The sequence below is a fragment of the Collimonas sp. PA-H2 genome (assembly GCF_002564105.1).
In the GTDB taxonomy this organism is placed as follows: Bacteria; Pseudomonadota; Gammaproteobacteria; order Burkholderiales; family Burkholderiaceae_D; genus Collimonas.
Genome location: NZ_PDBX01000001.1, coordinates 1,315,898 through 1,329,686, shown reverse-complemented (window position 1 = coordinate 1,329,686; position 13,789 = coordinate 1,315,898). Strand labels below are relative to the sequence as shown.

The following is a 13,789-nucleotide window of genomic DNA, read 5'->3' as shown; positions in this document are numbered from 1 at the left end:
AATTATGCGTAAAACCAATCAAACTCAACTCACAGCGATGGCATTCGTGCTGTTGTCCGCAACTGCCGGCGGCGCCTGGGCGCAAGCTGTGTCGAAGCAGATTACGCCACCTCTGGTTGCCCAGGCTGCAGCCGCAGCACCGGCAGCTGCAACGGCAGCGCCGGTATCCAAGGCAACTCCGCAAACCGTCGACGCCATCCTCGCAGTGGTGAACACGGATGTGATCACTCAGCAGGAGTTGGCCAAGCGCATGGGCGATGTGGTGCAGCGCATGAAGGCACAGAATATTGAATTGCCGCCAGTGGCTGAGCTGCAAAAACAATTGCTCGAGCGCATGATTCTTGAGCGCGCCGAAGTGCAGTTGGCGAAAGAGAACGGTTTGTCGGTGGACGACGTCATGCTGGACCGCGCAATCGGCCGGATTGCCGAGCAAAACAAGCTGTCGATGGGGGACTTCCAGAAACAGCTGGCGGTCGACAAGATTCCTTACCCGGCTTTCCGTGAAGAAATCCGGCAAGAGATGCTGCTGCAGCGCCTGCGCGAACGCGAAGTTGACAACAAGATCCAGATTTCGGAATCGGAAGTCGACAACTACATCGCCGCCGACAGCAGCAACAAGCAAAATGCACAGGAACTGGATTTAGCGCAGATTCTGGTGCGCGTTCCTGAAAACGCAACGGCCGAGCAGATTGCGCAGCGCTCCAAGCGTGCGGAAGAAGCCATGCAGCAGATCAAGTCTGGCGGCAACTTCGCCGCCGTCGCTGCCGCATTTTCCGATGCCAGCGATGCCCTGACCGGCGGCGACATGGGGTGGCGCTCGCAAGACCGCCTGCCTTCCTTGTATGTCGAGGCAGTAGCCAACCTGGCTCCCGGCCAGGTATCGGCCATCCTGAAGAGCGCCAACGGTTTTCATATCGTCAAGCTGATCAACAAGCGTGCCGCTGCCAGCGTGCCCAAAGATACGGCCGCGCCGGTGCAGCAGACCCATGTGCGCCATATCCTGATCAAGGTCACGCCAACCGTGACCGCAGCGGAAGCGCGCCGCCGGCTGGTCGATTTGAAAGAACGCCTGGACAACAACGCCGCCAAGTTTGAAGACCTGGCCAAGCAGTATTCCAACGATTTGTCGGCATCCAAGGGTGGCGATCTGGGTTGGGTTTATCCCGGCGATACCGTGCCTGAATTCGAACGCGCGATGGATGCCTTGAAGCCCGGCCAGGTCAGCGAACCTATCGAATCGCCATTCGGCTACCACCTGATCCAGGTGGTGGAACGCAAGACCAACGATGTGTCGAAAGAGCGTCAGCGCCTGGCGGCCCGCATGGCGATCCGTGAACGCAAGACTGAAGAAGCCACCAACGAATGGCTGCGTCAGTTGCGCGACCGTACTTATGTCGAATACCGTAACGACGATCACTGATCGCGTTGTAATCCTCGCATCGGGCAATTCTTGAAAGCTGCGCATGTCTGATTCAATCACGGCCGCTGCGACCGGCGCACGGCAGCGGCCAGTATTGGCCGTCACCTGCGGCGAGCCGGCCGGCATCGGCCCAGAAGTCTCGATCAGGGCCGCCTGGGAACTGCGCGCCCAGATCAAGAGTGTGCTGATCGGCGACGCGGCTTTCCTAGCGATGACTGCAGCGGCGATCGATCCGCAGATCAGGCTGGTAGCCTTGTCGCAGCAAGCCTTCCGCAACAATGGTTTACCGAATTTCTCAACTGACCAGATTGCCGTGATCGACTGCCAGCTGGATGCCCATGTGCAGCCGGGCGTGCTGGATGCGCGTAACGGCCGGGCAGTGCTGCGCACGCTGGATATCGCGATTGATGGCGCGCAGCAAGGTATTTTCGACGGCATAGTCACCGCGCCTCTGCAAAAAAGCACGATCAACGATGCCGGCGTGGCGTTCACCGGCCATACCGAATACCTGGCTGAAAAAAGCGCTACCGCCCAGGTAGTCATGATGCTGGCTACCGATCGCACCACGCCGCCGCTGCGGGTGGCGCTGGCGACCACGCATCTGGCGCTGAAAGATGTCGCCGCGGCGATCACTTTTGAAAGCCTGAGCCGTACTATCGCTATCCTGCACGCCGATCTGAAAAATAAATTCGGGCTGGCGCAGCCGCGTATCCTGGTGACCGGCCTCAATCCGCATGCGGGCGAGGGCGGCTATCTGGGCCGCGAAGAAATCGATATCATCAGCCCTGTATTGCAGGCAGCCAAGGCAAACGGCATCGCAGTCAGCGGGCCTTATCCTGCCGATACCCTGTTCCAGCAAAAATACCTGGCGGATGCCGACTGCGTTTTGGCGATGTATCACGACCAGGGTTTGCCGGTATTGAAATACGCCAGCTTCGGACACGGCATCAACATCACGCTCGGCTTGCCGTTTATCCGTACTTCGGTGGATCACGGCACCGCCCTGGATCTTGCCGCCGCCGGCCTCGGCCACGCCGATCACGGCAGCATGCTGGCGGCGCTGAATGTCGCGGCGCAAATGGTGCGCTTGAGCCAATCCGGGAAAAAGTAGCACCTTGCTTCGACGCTTGAACAACGCCTGTTTGTTTTAGCTGCTCTGCCTCGCAAATAAAGAAAAATATGAAGAATCACATTCCCCGCAAGCGCTTCGGCCAGAATTTCCTGACTGATGACACCGTGCTGTACAACATCATCAGCGCGATAGCGCCGCAAGCCGACGACAACATGGTTGAAATCGGCCCCGGCCTGGCTGCCATGACCAGTCTGCTGCTGGAGTCCTTGCAGCAATTGCACGTGGTCGAACTGGATCGCGACCTGGTAGCGCGCCTGCAAAAGAATTTCGATCCGGCGCGCCTGCATGTGCATTCCGCCGATGCCTTGAAATTCGACTTCAGCAGCATTCCCCTGAGCGGCGACAAGAAATTGCGCGTGGTCGGCAATCTGCCTTACAACATTTCCAGCCCTTTGCTGTTCCACTTGGCGCAGATCGCGCCGCAGGTGCAGGACCAGCACTTCATGCTGCAAAAGGAAGTCGTGGAACGCATGGTGGCCACACCCGGCGGCAAAGCCTTCGGCCGCCTGTCCGTCATGCTGCAATGGCGCTACACCATGCAACTGATGTTCATCGTGCCGCCGACCGCTTTCGATCCCCCACCGAAAGTGGAGTCTGCCATCGTACGGATGATTCCGATCGCCCAGCCCCTGGCTTGCGACCAGAAGAAACTGGAAGATGTCGTGCTGAAAGCGTTTACACAAAGACGCAAGGTGATCCGCAACTGCCTGGCCGGCATGTTTACCGAGAATGACTTGATTGATGCTGGCGTCGACCCGCAGTCGCGGCCTGAAACCGTGTCGATGGAATTGTTTGTGGCGTTGGCGAACCGTCTGGCCTGATTCTTTCGCAGATATGGTTTGTTGCCTTGTTTGCTGCCTTACCAGCCGAAACTGACGCCGACCGTACCGCTGGATTCACCGCCGCTGGCGACAGAAGCGCCCACCAGCAAGGCGCCGCTGTTGGAGATGCGTCTGGCGTAGCCCAGGGACAGCGCCGTTTGTCCGCCATAACCGCCGAGCGCGGCGCTGACCCGGTTGTCATTCGGCGGTGCAGCCGCTATCGCGCCAGCCATGCCGGCCATCGCACTGGCCATGGCGCCGACCCGGCTGATCTTTTTATGCACCGTGTCAAAGCGCTGGTCGACACTGCCCTTGAAGTCGTTGAAGTCGCTTTGCGTGACCATGTTCGCCACCTTTCTATCGGTATATTGGTTGGCGCTGCCTAAAGTCTGCTTGTTACCCGCATCGGCATAGTCCTTGACTTCATCAAGCTGGTCCTGCGTCACGATATCCTTGCCTGTATCTGCACCGGCGCCAGGAGCCGCGGCCGGCGCCGCTGGTGGTGCGACGTCGCGCGCTATCTTGGCGACTGGCTTGGGCGAGTTCGCGGCTGCCTGAACGCCACCGCTTTCCAGGTTGCTGACACGATTTCCGAGGGAGTCCAGTGCTCCGTCCAGGGCGCCCAAGGCATCGCCGACATTGTGATAGCTGCCGCCCTGGACACCAAACACCGGGCCCGTAAATCCGTTCACTCCCATCATCGCGCCGCCACCCAGCATTTGTGCAAGATTGTCGCTGAGCTGAAACAGCTGGCCACCGTTGACTGCTTGCTTGCTGCCGGCAGTCAGCGTACCGTCGGCCAGGTTGTCGATGACAGAACCGTTGACGCCGGCCAAAGTCAGTTTTTGCTTACTGGCGTCGCCATACGTCAATGCGCCCGCGATGCTGGTGTTCACTTCGCCGATGGCGCTATTCATTTGCCCTACGTTGACTGCGTCGTTGTCTTCAGTGCCGGCGGCGACGTTGACGATTTGACGGGTTTGTACGACGGTGCCATCTGAGGCTCTGGCATTGCCAACTGAGACGGTATTGGTGCGGTCAGCAAGGGCGTGGTCACCCAGTGCGACAGAATTATTTGCTTCCACGATTGCTCTTGGGCCGAGCGCAAGACTATCTGTTGCATATGCGGTCGCACCTGCACCAAACGCAATGGCATTGCGTCCATTTGCGTAAGCTGCCTCTTGGATGCCAATTTCACCCTCAGCCTCTTGATACTGGCTACCGATAGCGATTGCACCCGTATTTTCGGTTTTTGCAAAATTACCCATGGCGATTGATGCTGTGCCTATCGCTGCGGATCTGGAACCAACCGCAATGCTCTGGTCGCCAAAGGCAATCGACTCAGCACCCAGCGCGGTAGTGCCGTCCGATAATGCGGAGGCATATGGCCCTAGCGCCGTACTAAAATCGCCTAGCGCATAACTCTCTGACCCGACCGCGGCGCTAAAATGTCCTTGTGCGGTGCTGTAGGCGCCGACTGCAAGTGAACCTCCATTACCATTGGCCTGCGCATCTATGCCGAAGGCACTTGAGTTGACACCGGCCGCTATCGCATCATCGCTGCCATCGCCCCTGCCGTTGACTGCCAGGTAATGGCTGGCATCGCCAACGCTGTAGGCCAAAGCGTCCAGCTGCGCTTTGTTGATTGCATCGGCGGCTTGGGTGCCAGCTGCGACATTGGTGATCTTGCGTTCGTTGCCTGCTTTGCCGGCGGATATGCTGTCGACGCCCGCGGCGTCGGAGCGCGCACCGGGCGCCATGCTGTTTGCGGCCAGGGACTGCTCGTCTGCTGTGGCGTCGGCGCCGGAGTTTGGAGGCGCAGCAATCCTGGTGCGAGCTTGTGCGCTGGCGTCAAGCGTCGAAGAGGTAACACCAGACCCTTGCAATGCAGTCGTAAATGTACTCGGGCCAGCTTTGATTGAATCGTCCTTGCAGTCGTTTTTATCGCTGGCATTGAGGCGGCGTTGGGCACGCTCGTCGGCGGCGATGCAATTGGCCTGAAGCTGGCTGCCGGTAGTTGCCTCTTCTGTGTTTTCCGTATTGGCAAGCGCGGCGCCAGCTCCCGTCACGCCGAGACTGAGTGCGACAATGCGGGCCAGCATTTTGGCGTGCCCCGTCTTGCGAGACTTGGATTTTCCCTTGGTTCTAGCCAGTTCCGAGACGGCGCAACAAGTATTCGTGGACGCTTGCCAAACTACGCGATATGACTGATTCATGATGACTCCTCCGATATATTTTTAATAACTACCGTTGAAGCATGGGATGTATTTTTTATCTGGGAAATAGGACTATTCCGAGATTTTTGTAGGTTATTTCCAGGGGAGTTCGGGCTGGCGAGGGAATAAATCGGGAGGCTGGCCGAATGGGCTCGCATTCTTCATTATTAAAATGCAGAGGCAGAAAATCAGAGAGCAGCACAGTCGCCATCAGGCGGACGAGGCAGGTGCGAGGACGCCATGGATTGGCGAAATTGATGAGCAGATCTAATGCTCAGGGAAAACCGCAGCGCGTTCTTTCCCGGATCTGGCGGACTGTAATAGCCCGCTAGTCTGGGATAAGACGCGGGTCAATATCGGAATTGATCACCCTCGATGACCACGGCTATACGAAGCCGATGCTGTCGTAGGTGTCTCTATCGGGCATAAAACGCATTGGGAAAAATGCGCATTGCCATCCGCAACTTGTCATCTTTCTGTATAGGATGGCTTATAAAGCAGCGTTGGCGGAAATGCCATCCTTGCGTTCGATCAGTTCGACTTTATAGCCATCGGGATCCTGCACGAAAGCGATCACCGTGCTGCCGCCCTTTACCGGGCCGGCTTCGCGCGTCACATTGCCGCCTTGCGCCTTGACGTCGGCGCAAGCCTTGTAGGCGTCTTCCACCGCCACCGCGAGGTGGCCGAATGCCGTGCCCTGCTCGTAGCTTTCAACACCGTAGTTATACGTCAGTTCGAGTTCGGCATGATCGGGATTGCTGCCGTAGCCGACAAAGGCCAAGGTATATTTGTACTCAGGATTATCGTTGGTGCGCAGCAGCTTCATGCCCAGCACCTTGGTGTAGAAATCGATGGAGCGTTGCAGATTGCCGACGCGCAGCATGGTATGGAGGATACGCATAAGTGTTCTCGATGGTTGGGAAGGGAGATTTTTTTCAGGCCTGAGCCGCTATTTTAAAGCGATGCGGCCGACTGCGTGCGCCGGCCTCAGAAAACTGGCAGGGTTTCCTGGGCGCTGTCACGCAGGGTCTTCCTGGCTGTTTCAAACTCGGGGAAAATCGATTGCACCGTGGCCCAGAAACGCGGGCTGTGGTTCATCTCGCGCAGATGCGACAACTCGTGGGCGATCACGTAATCGATCAGCGGCAGCGCGAAATGCATCAGCCGCCAGTTGAGGCGGATCTTGCCTTCAGAAGTGCAGGAACCCCATTGCGTGGTGGCCGACGATAGCGCAAACGACTGGTAAGTGACGCCCAGCTTTTTCGCATAGATCGGCAGGCGCTCGCCGAACACGCGCTTGGCTTCCAGCTGCAGCCAGCCCAATACGCGATCCTTGAGTTGCTGCTCGCCGGCATCGGCCGGCAGGCAGATGATCAGCTGGTCGCTGGCGTCGTCGAAATGGATGCCGGCTTTTTGCGTGGCGTGGATGCGCAGGGTAATGCTGCGGCCCATGTAGGGCAGCGTCTCGCCGTCGCGCCACTGCATCTGCGGCTGCATGCGGCGGGTGGAACGATCGCGGTACTCGCTCAGCTTGGTAAAAATCCAACGTTTCTTTTCGCGGATGGCCACTTCGATATCGCCCAGCGTGACCCATTTTGGGGCGGTGACGCGCAGGCCGTCGTCGCTGATCAGGAAGCCGATGGAGCGTCGTTTGGAGCGCAGCAGGGTGTAATCGAGGGTGTGTTCGCCAAAATGCAGGCGGCGCTTGCCTGGCGCCAGCGCGCCAGCTTCGCCGGCCAGGGGCGTCTGTGGCACCGGGGTCAAGCGAGGATTCGATCTTGGATTGGGGGTTTGCGGCGCTGCCGGCGTGCTGGCGATTGAATCGTCGGCAAACAGGTCCAGCTGCAACGCTTGTTGCAGCGGTAGCTTGCCCTGGGGCCGTGCATCCGGCCCCAGGCGTGGCTTAGTTGGTTTTTGATGCAATAGTTTCAATGTTGGCTAGTGAATATTATTTTTGCTTGGAATAGACATGGGGTGAAATCACCCGCATTTCAGATTCTATCCAATTTTCGACTTTTGCCATGAGCTCGCTGCTATCCAGGTTTTCCGGAGCGATCGGCTTGCCGATGGAGACCGTGATCAGGCCCGGCTTCTTGATGAAGGAATTCTTCGGCCAGCATTCGCCGGCGTTATGGGCAATCGGCACCACCACGGTATTGGTTTCAACCGCCAGGCGGGTGCCGCCGTTCTTGTACTTGCCGGTCTGCCCGACCGGGATCCGCGTGCCTTCCGGGAACATGATGATCCATTGGCCGTCAGCCAGCCGCTTGCGGCCTTGCACCACCACCTGGGCGAAAGCGTCGCGGCCTTTGCTGCGGTCGATCGGAATCATGCGCAGCAAGGCAATGCCCCAGCCGAAGAAGGGGATGTAGGTCAGCGATTTCTTGAACACGAACACCAGTGGCCGCGGCGTCATCTGCAGCAGGAAGATGGTTTCCCAGGCCGACTGATGCTTGCTCAGTACCACCGCAGGCGCATCCGGAAAATTCTCGAAGCCCTTGACCTCATAGCGGATGCCGCAGATGACCTTGGCCATCCAGATCACGATGACATTCCAGCGCGCTGTCAGGTAATAACGGCGGGCGTATGGGAAGGGGGCAAACAGAACGCAGGCTAGCGACCAGACTACGGTCAGGATTGCCATCAGCACGGCAAACAGCAGCGAACGCAAAAACAGGGAAAAACGCAACATGCAGACTCCAGGTATTTTTTCTAAATAAGCATTATTGCCGAGGCGCCCACGGCCCCTCGGCGTGCAATCACACTGCCAGTTCCATCGGCTTTTTCAACAGGAAATCGACCACCGCCGCCAAGTCCGGATACACCAGGGTGCCGGGTGGCAGGCCGCCTTTTTCGCGGGTCTTCTCGCCTTTTCCGGTCAACACCAGATACGGCGCGCAACCGGCGACGAAGCCGGCCTGCAAGTCGCGCAGCGAGTCGCCTACCGTGGCGACGCCGCCGCGCAGGCTGATCTCGAAGCGCTTGCCGATATCGTGGAACATGCCGGCTTTCGGCTTGCGGCAATCGCAGTTGTCGTCGGCCGCATGCGGACAGAAAAAGATGGCGTCGATTTCGGCGCCGACCAGCTGCGCTGCCTCATGCATTTTCTGATGGATAGCCATCAGCGCCTGCATGTCGAACAAGCCGCGCGCGATGCCCGACTGGTTGGTGGCCACCACCACCCGGTAGCCGGCCTGGTTCAGGCGCGCGATGGCTTCCAGCGAACCCTTGATAGGCACCCACTCGGCGGGCGATTTGATGAAGGCGTCCGAGTCGTGGTTGATGACGCCGTCGCGGTCCAGGATGATCAGTTTCATAGCTGTTCGGTGTCCGTTTAGGCCGCCAGCTTGGAAATATCGGCGACCTGGTTCAGCATCACGTGCAGGTTCGCCAGCAAGGCCAGGCGGTTGTTGCGCAATTGCAGGTCGTCGGCCATCACCATGACGTCGTTGAAGAAGCCGTCGACATTTTCGCGCAGCCGCGCCAGGGCTTTCAGCGCGGTGCTGAAATCGCCTTTGGCAAAGGCGGCATCGACTTCCGGTTTGAGCGTATTCATGGCTGCGAACAGCGATTGTTCTGCGCTGTCCTGCAGCAGATCCGGCTGCACCGTGCTGCCGACGCCTTCGGTCTTTTTCAGGATGTTGGTGATGCGCTTGTTGGCAGCCGCCAGCGCTTCCGCTTGCGGCAACGCGGCAAAGGCCTGCACCGCATCGAGCCGCTCGATGATGTTGTCGAGCCGCTCAGGCTGTTGCGCCACGACTGCTTCGATTTCGTTCGGCGAATAGCCGCGTTCGCGCAGCAGGCCGCGCAGGCGGTCGTACAGGAAAGGCAGCACATCGCTGCTCGGATCCTTGAAGTTGGCATTGCCGGCAAACTGCTGCGCCGCGTTGCTCAGCAATTGCGTCAGCGACACTGGCAGACGCTTTTCCAGCAGCATGCGCAGAATGCCCAGGGCATGACGGCGCAACGCGAACGGATCCTTGTCGCCGGTCGGTTGCAGGCCGATACCCCAGATGCCGACCAGGGTTTCCAGCTTGTCGGCCAGCGCTACCGCGGTGCTCGTGTCTGTGGTCGGCAGGGCGTCGCCGGCAAAGCGCGGCTGATAGTGTTCCGAAATCGCCAGCGCCACCGCTTCTGCTTCGCCGTCATGGCGTGCGTAGTAGTTGCCCATCACGCCTTGCAGTTCGGGGAACTCGCCGACCATATCGGTCAGCAGGTCGGCCTTGGCCAGCAGGGCGCCGCGCTCAGCCAATGCGGCCAGCGCTGCATCGCTGCCGAGCAGGCCGGCGATCGCCACTGCCAGAGTCTTGACCCGTTCCGTGCGTTGCAGCTGGTTGCCGAGCTTGTTGTGATACACCACGTTGGCTAGCAGCGGCACGCGCTCGGCCAGTTTCTTTTTCTGGTCTTGCTCGAAGAAGAATTTCGCGTCGGACAGGCGCGGCCGCACCACGCGCTCATTGCCTTCGATGATGTAGTGCGGTTCGTTGGTCTGCAGGTTCGAGACGATCAGGAAGCGCGAGCGTAGCTTGCCGGCGCTGTCGGTCAAGGCAAAATATTTCTGGTTGGTTTGCATGGTCAGGATCAGGCATTCCTGCGGCACGCTAAGGAATTCATCCTCAAACTTGCAGGCATACACCACCGGCCATTCGACCAGCGCCGCCACTTCATCCAGCAGCGCTTCCGGCATCAGCACCTGGTCATCTGCGGCGGCGGCCAGCAGGGCGCTACGGATTTTTTCCTTGCGTTCGCTGAAGCTGGCGATCACCTTGCCTTGTTCCGCCAGCGTTGCTGCATAACTGCCGGCATCGGCCAGCGTGATGCGGCCTTGCGACAGGAAGCGATGGCCTTCCGTCAGGCGGCCGGCATCCAGGCCCAGCAAGGTCAGCGGCAGCACCTGGTCGCCATGCAGCGCTACCAGGCTGTGCGCCGGCCGCACGAAGCGTACGGTATGGCCGGCGGCATGGCCGTGCTGACGCTGGTAGCTCATGACTTTCGGGATCGGCAGCTTGGCGACGCTGTCTTCCAGCACTGCTTGCAAGCCGGTTTGCAGCGCTACGCCTTTGGCGGTGTAGCTGAAGAAGAAGCTTTCGGCCTTGCCGTCGGCTGCGCGTTCCAGTTCGGTTGGCGTGATCATCACCTTGCCGCATTGGGCGGCGAGGGCAGCCAGTTTTTTGACCAGCGGCGCCGATGGCCGGCCTTCTGCGTCCAGCGCCACCGATACCGGCAGCACTTTTTCGCGCATGGTCTTGTCGAGGGAAACGGCGCGCACATTGCTGATAGAGACTGCCAGCCGGCGCGGCGTGGCGAACGCGGTGGCGAGCGCACCTTCTTCCAGGAAATCGCGCGCTTTCAAGCCATTGAAGATACCCATGGCGAAGGCGTCGCCCAGTTTCGCCAATGCTTTCGGCGGCAGTTCTTCGGTAAAAATTTCGATCAGCAGGGTATCGCTCATGCTGCATCCCCTGCGCGCTGGGCTACAGCCGCCATGTATTCATCTCCAAATTCTTGCAATAACAGTTCGGCGTTTTCCTTGGTGATTTCCCACATAGGGAAGCCCAGTTTTGCCCGTGAATCGTAGTACGCCTGCGCCACCGCGCGCGACAGGTTGCGGATCCGGCCCATGTAGGCGGCGCGTTCGGTGACCGAAATGGCGCCGCGCGCATCCAGCAGATTGAAGGTGTGCGCCGCCTTCAGCACCATTTCGTAGGCCGGCAGCGCCAGCGGCACTTCCAGCAGGCGCTTGGCCTGGGTTTCGTAGTTGCCGAACAGCGGGAACAGGAATTCGGTATCGGCGTATTCGAAGTTGTAGGTCGACTGCTCGACTTCATTCTGGTGGAACACGTCGCCATAACTGAGGGTCTTCTTGACGCCGTTTTCAATCCACTCGGTCCATACCAGGTCGTAGACGTTTTCCACGCCTTGCAGGTACATGGCCAGCCGTTCGATGCCGTAAGTGATCTCGCCCAGCACCGGCTTGCAATCGAGGCCGCCGACTTGCTGGAAATAGGTGAACTGGGTCACTTCCATGCCGTTCAGCCAGACTTCCCAGCCGAGGCCCCAGGCGCCCAGGGTCGGGTTTTCCCAGTCGTCTTCGACAAAGCGCACGTCGTTGCGCTGCAGATCGAGGCCGAGCGCCGCCAGCGAGCCGAGATACAGGTCAAGGATGTTTTCCGGCGCTGGCTTCAGCACTACCTGGTATTGATAATAATGTTGCAAGCGGTTCGGGTTTTCGCCATAGCGACCGTCTTTCGGACGGCGCGAAGGCTGGACATAGGCGGCGCGCCAGGGCTCCGGACCTATGGCGCGCAGGAAGGTCGCGGTGTGCGAAGTGCCGGCGCCGACTTCCATATCGTAGGGTTGCAGCAGGGCACAGCCTTGCGCATCCCAGTAATCTTGTAATTTGAGAATGATTTGTTGAAATGTAAGCATCGTTTTTGTTGCTTTTCCATACGGCAAAATGCCGGTTAATGAGCTAAATACTGAATGAAATACCGGGGGCGACGCAGAGCGCTATAAAAGACCCGCTAAAAGCAGCGATTTTAACGGGTTTTGCTGGCTTAGTCCCGTTTCTGGCCCAGCCCGCCGCGCGCCTGGCGGCAGCGCCACCAGGCGCCGGCCAGCATCAGCAGCGCCGCAGCCAGCAAGGTGCGGTTGCCAAACAGGATGTACGGTGTCATGCCGCTGTAGCCCTGCACCGAGACCGCCAGCGTGGCGCGGGTGTATGGCGCCAGCTGAGCGCTGACCACGCCGTGCGGATCGATCAGGGCGGTGGCGCCGGTATTGGTGGCGCGCAGCATAGGCCGGCCGCTTTCCAGGCTGCGCATCTGCGAGATCTGCAAATGCTGCGGCAAGGCGATGGTGTTGCCGAACCAGGCGATATTCGACATGTTCAGCAACAGCGTCGCGCTTGGCTTGCCGGCGGCGTTGGTGGCGGCCAGTTGGGCGGCGATTTCGTCGCCGAACAAGTCTTCGTAGCAGATGTTCGGCAGCACCCACTGGTCTTTGACAGCGAAGGGCGCTTGTACCGCCGCGCCGCGCTGGAAATCGCCGAGCGGGATATTCATCATGTCGACAAACCAGCGGAAGCCGAACGGCACGAATTCGCCAAACGGCACCAGGTGCTGCTTGTCGTAGCGGAAAGCGGGCAGCGTCTTGTCTTGCGGAGCGATGCCGATGACGCTGTTGGAATAGCGGTAGGGGCCATCGATATAGGGAATGCCGAGCGCGATATGGCTGCCGCTCTGGCGCGAGAAATCCGACAAGGCAGGGAGGAAATCCGGCGGCAGCTCGGTTTGCAGGATCGGCACCGCGGTCTCCGGCGTGGCGATCAGGTCGGCCGGCGCGGCGCGGATCATGTCGACATACAGGCGCAGCGAATTGATGATCTGGGCCGTATTGAATTTCTCTTCCTGTGGCACGTTGCCCTGCAACAGGCGCACGGAAATCGGCTTGCCATGCGGTGCGGTCCAGTTGATCTGGTGCAAAGCGAGGCCGGCCAGCAGCGCCAGCAAAGCGGCGACGGCCGGCAGTTTGCGTTGCGGCAGCAAAGCCAGGCAACCGGCAATTACCGCCGAGATGCAGCCCAAGCCGTAGACCCCGACCAGCGGTGCGAAACCGCTCAGCGGACCGGTGGTATGGGCATAACCCGAAATCAACCAGGGGAAGCCGGTGAATATCCAGCCGCGCAGCCATTCGGTCAGGCCCCACATGGCCGGGAAAATCGCCAGCGCAAACAGCAGCGGCGAGGCATTCCAGCGCCGTTGCAGCCAGAGGCTGAGGCTGACGCAGAGCGCTGTGTACAAGCCCATGATGGCCGCCAGCACGGCCACCGCCAGCACCGCCAGCCAGCCTGGCAAGCCGCCGAAATCGTGCAACGAAATATAGATCCAGTAAACCCCGTGGGCGACCCAGCCGAAGCCGTAGGCCCAGCCAAGCAGGGCGCCGCGCTTGATGCTGCCCGCACCTACGCCGGCCGCACCTACGCCGGCCGCACCCATCCGCAGCAGGCAAAAGACCAGCAGCGCCAGGGTCAGCAGTTGCAGCGGCCAGAGGCCGTAGGGAGCAAAGGAAAGGACGTTGACGGCGCCGGTGACGGCAGCCAGCGCCAGCAGGATGGGAAATGGAATAGAGCTAAGGCGAAAACGCATAGGCAGCGATTGCTAGTAGAGGTAGGTCGGACAAGCGCAGCGCCGGACCGACC

General features: G+C 59.7%; 11 protein-coding genes. 3 read left to right on the top strand and 8 right to left on the bottom strand.

What is annotated here, in order from left to right; all coding sequences use genetic code 11:
- Positions 1-4 precede the first annotated feature (4 nt).
- From BCF11_RS06045 to rsmA, 3 genes are all read left to right on the top strand, one after another.
- Complete coding sequence (locus BCF11_RS06045) at positions 5-1,420, top strand: peptidylprolyl isomerase (protein WP_233212392.1); 1,416 nt, start codon at positions 5-7, stop codon at positions 1,418-1,420.
- Between the two features lie 43 nt (positions 1,421-1,463).
- Entirely contained in the window at positions 1,464-2,531 is a 1,068-nt protein-coding gene (gene pdxA / locus BCF11_RS06040; RefSeq protein WP_098493944.1) for a 4-hydroxythreonine-4-phosphate dehydrogenase PdxA, read from the top strand.
- Between the two features lie 68 nt (positions 2,532-2,599).
- Positions 2,600-3,373 carry a 16S rRNA (adenine(1518)-N(6)/adenine(1519)-N(6))-dimethyltransferase RsmA gene (gene rsmA, locus BCF11_RS06035; RefSeq protein WP_098493943.1) on the top strand — a complete coding sequence of 258 codons (774 nt, stop codon included), beginning with the start codon at positions 2,600-2,602 and terminating at the stop codon, positions 3,371-3,373.
- 38 nt (positions 3,374-3,411) lie between these two features.
- Here rsmA and BCF11_RS06030 read toward each other — a convergent pair whose 3' ends face one another.
- The 8 genes from BCF11_RS06030 to lnt form a co-directional block, all read right to left on the bottom strand.
- Positions 3,412-5,589 carry an ESPR-type extended signal peptide-containing protein gene (locus BCF11_RS06030; protein ID WP_098493942.1) on the bottom strand — a complete coding sequence of 726 codons (2,178 nt, stop codon included), beginning with the start codon at positions 5,587-5,589 and terminating at the stop codon, positions 3,412-3,414.
- Between the two features lie 490 nt (positions 5,590-6,079).
- Positions 6,080-6,490: a lactoylglutathione lyase gene (gloA, locus tag BCF11_RS06025; RefSeq protein WP_098493941.1), complete on the bottom strand. Its 411-nt coding sequence runs from the start codon at positions 6,488-6,490 to the stop codon at positions 6,080-6,082.
- A gap of 86 nt (positions 6,491-6,576) precedes the next feature.
- The gene (locus BCF11_RS06020) at positions 6,577-7,521 is read right to left on the bottom strand and encodes a M48 family metallopeptidase (protein WP_199110766.1); all 945 of its coding nucleotides are present in this window, start codon (positions 7,519-7,521) and stop codon (positions 6,577-6,579) included.
- A gap of 16 nt (positions 7,522-7,537) precedes the next feature.
- Complete coding sequence (locus BCF11_RS06015; RefSeq protein WP_098493940.1) at positions 7,538-8,281, bottom strand: 1-acyl-sn-glycerol-3-phosphate acyltransferase; 744 nt, start codon at positions 8,279-8,281, stop codon at positions 7,538-7,540.
- Positions 8,282-8,348: 67 nt separating this feature from the next.
- Positions 8,349-8,906: a D-glycero-beta-D-manno-heptose 1,7-bisphosphate 7-phosphatase gene (gene gmhB, locus BCF11_RS06010; protein ID WP_098493939.1), complete on the bottom strand. Its 558-nt coding sequence runs from the start codon at positions 8,904-8,906 to the stop codon at positions 8,349-8,351.
- A 17-nt stretch (positions 8,907-8,923) separates the two neighbouring features.
- A complete protein-coding gene (gene glyS, locus BCF11_RS06005; protein ID WP_098493938.1) occupies positions 8,924-11,041 on the bottom strand; it encodes a glycine--tRNA ligase subunit beta in 2,118 nt (705 codons plus the stop codon).
- Positions 11,038-12,018: a glycine--tRNA ligase subunit alpha gene (glyQ, locus tag BCF11_RS06000; RefSeq protein WP_098493937.1), complete on the bottom strand. Its 981-nt coding sequence runs from the start codon at positions 12,016-12,018 to the stop codon at positions 11,038-11,040. Before glyQ ends, glyS begins: the two co-directional genes overlap by 4 nt.
- A gap of 128 nt (positions 12,019-12,146) precedes the next feature.
- Complete coding sequence (gene lnt, locus BCF11_RS05995; RefSeq protein WP_098493936.1) at positions 12,147-13,736, bottom strand: apolipoprotein N-acyltransferase; 1,590 nt, start codon at positions 13,734-13,736, stop codon at positions 12,147-12,149.
- Between the last annotated feature and the right edge of the window lie 53 nt (positions 13,737-13,789).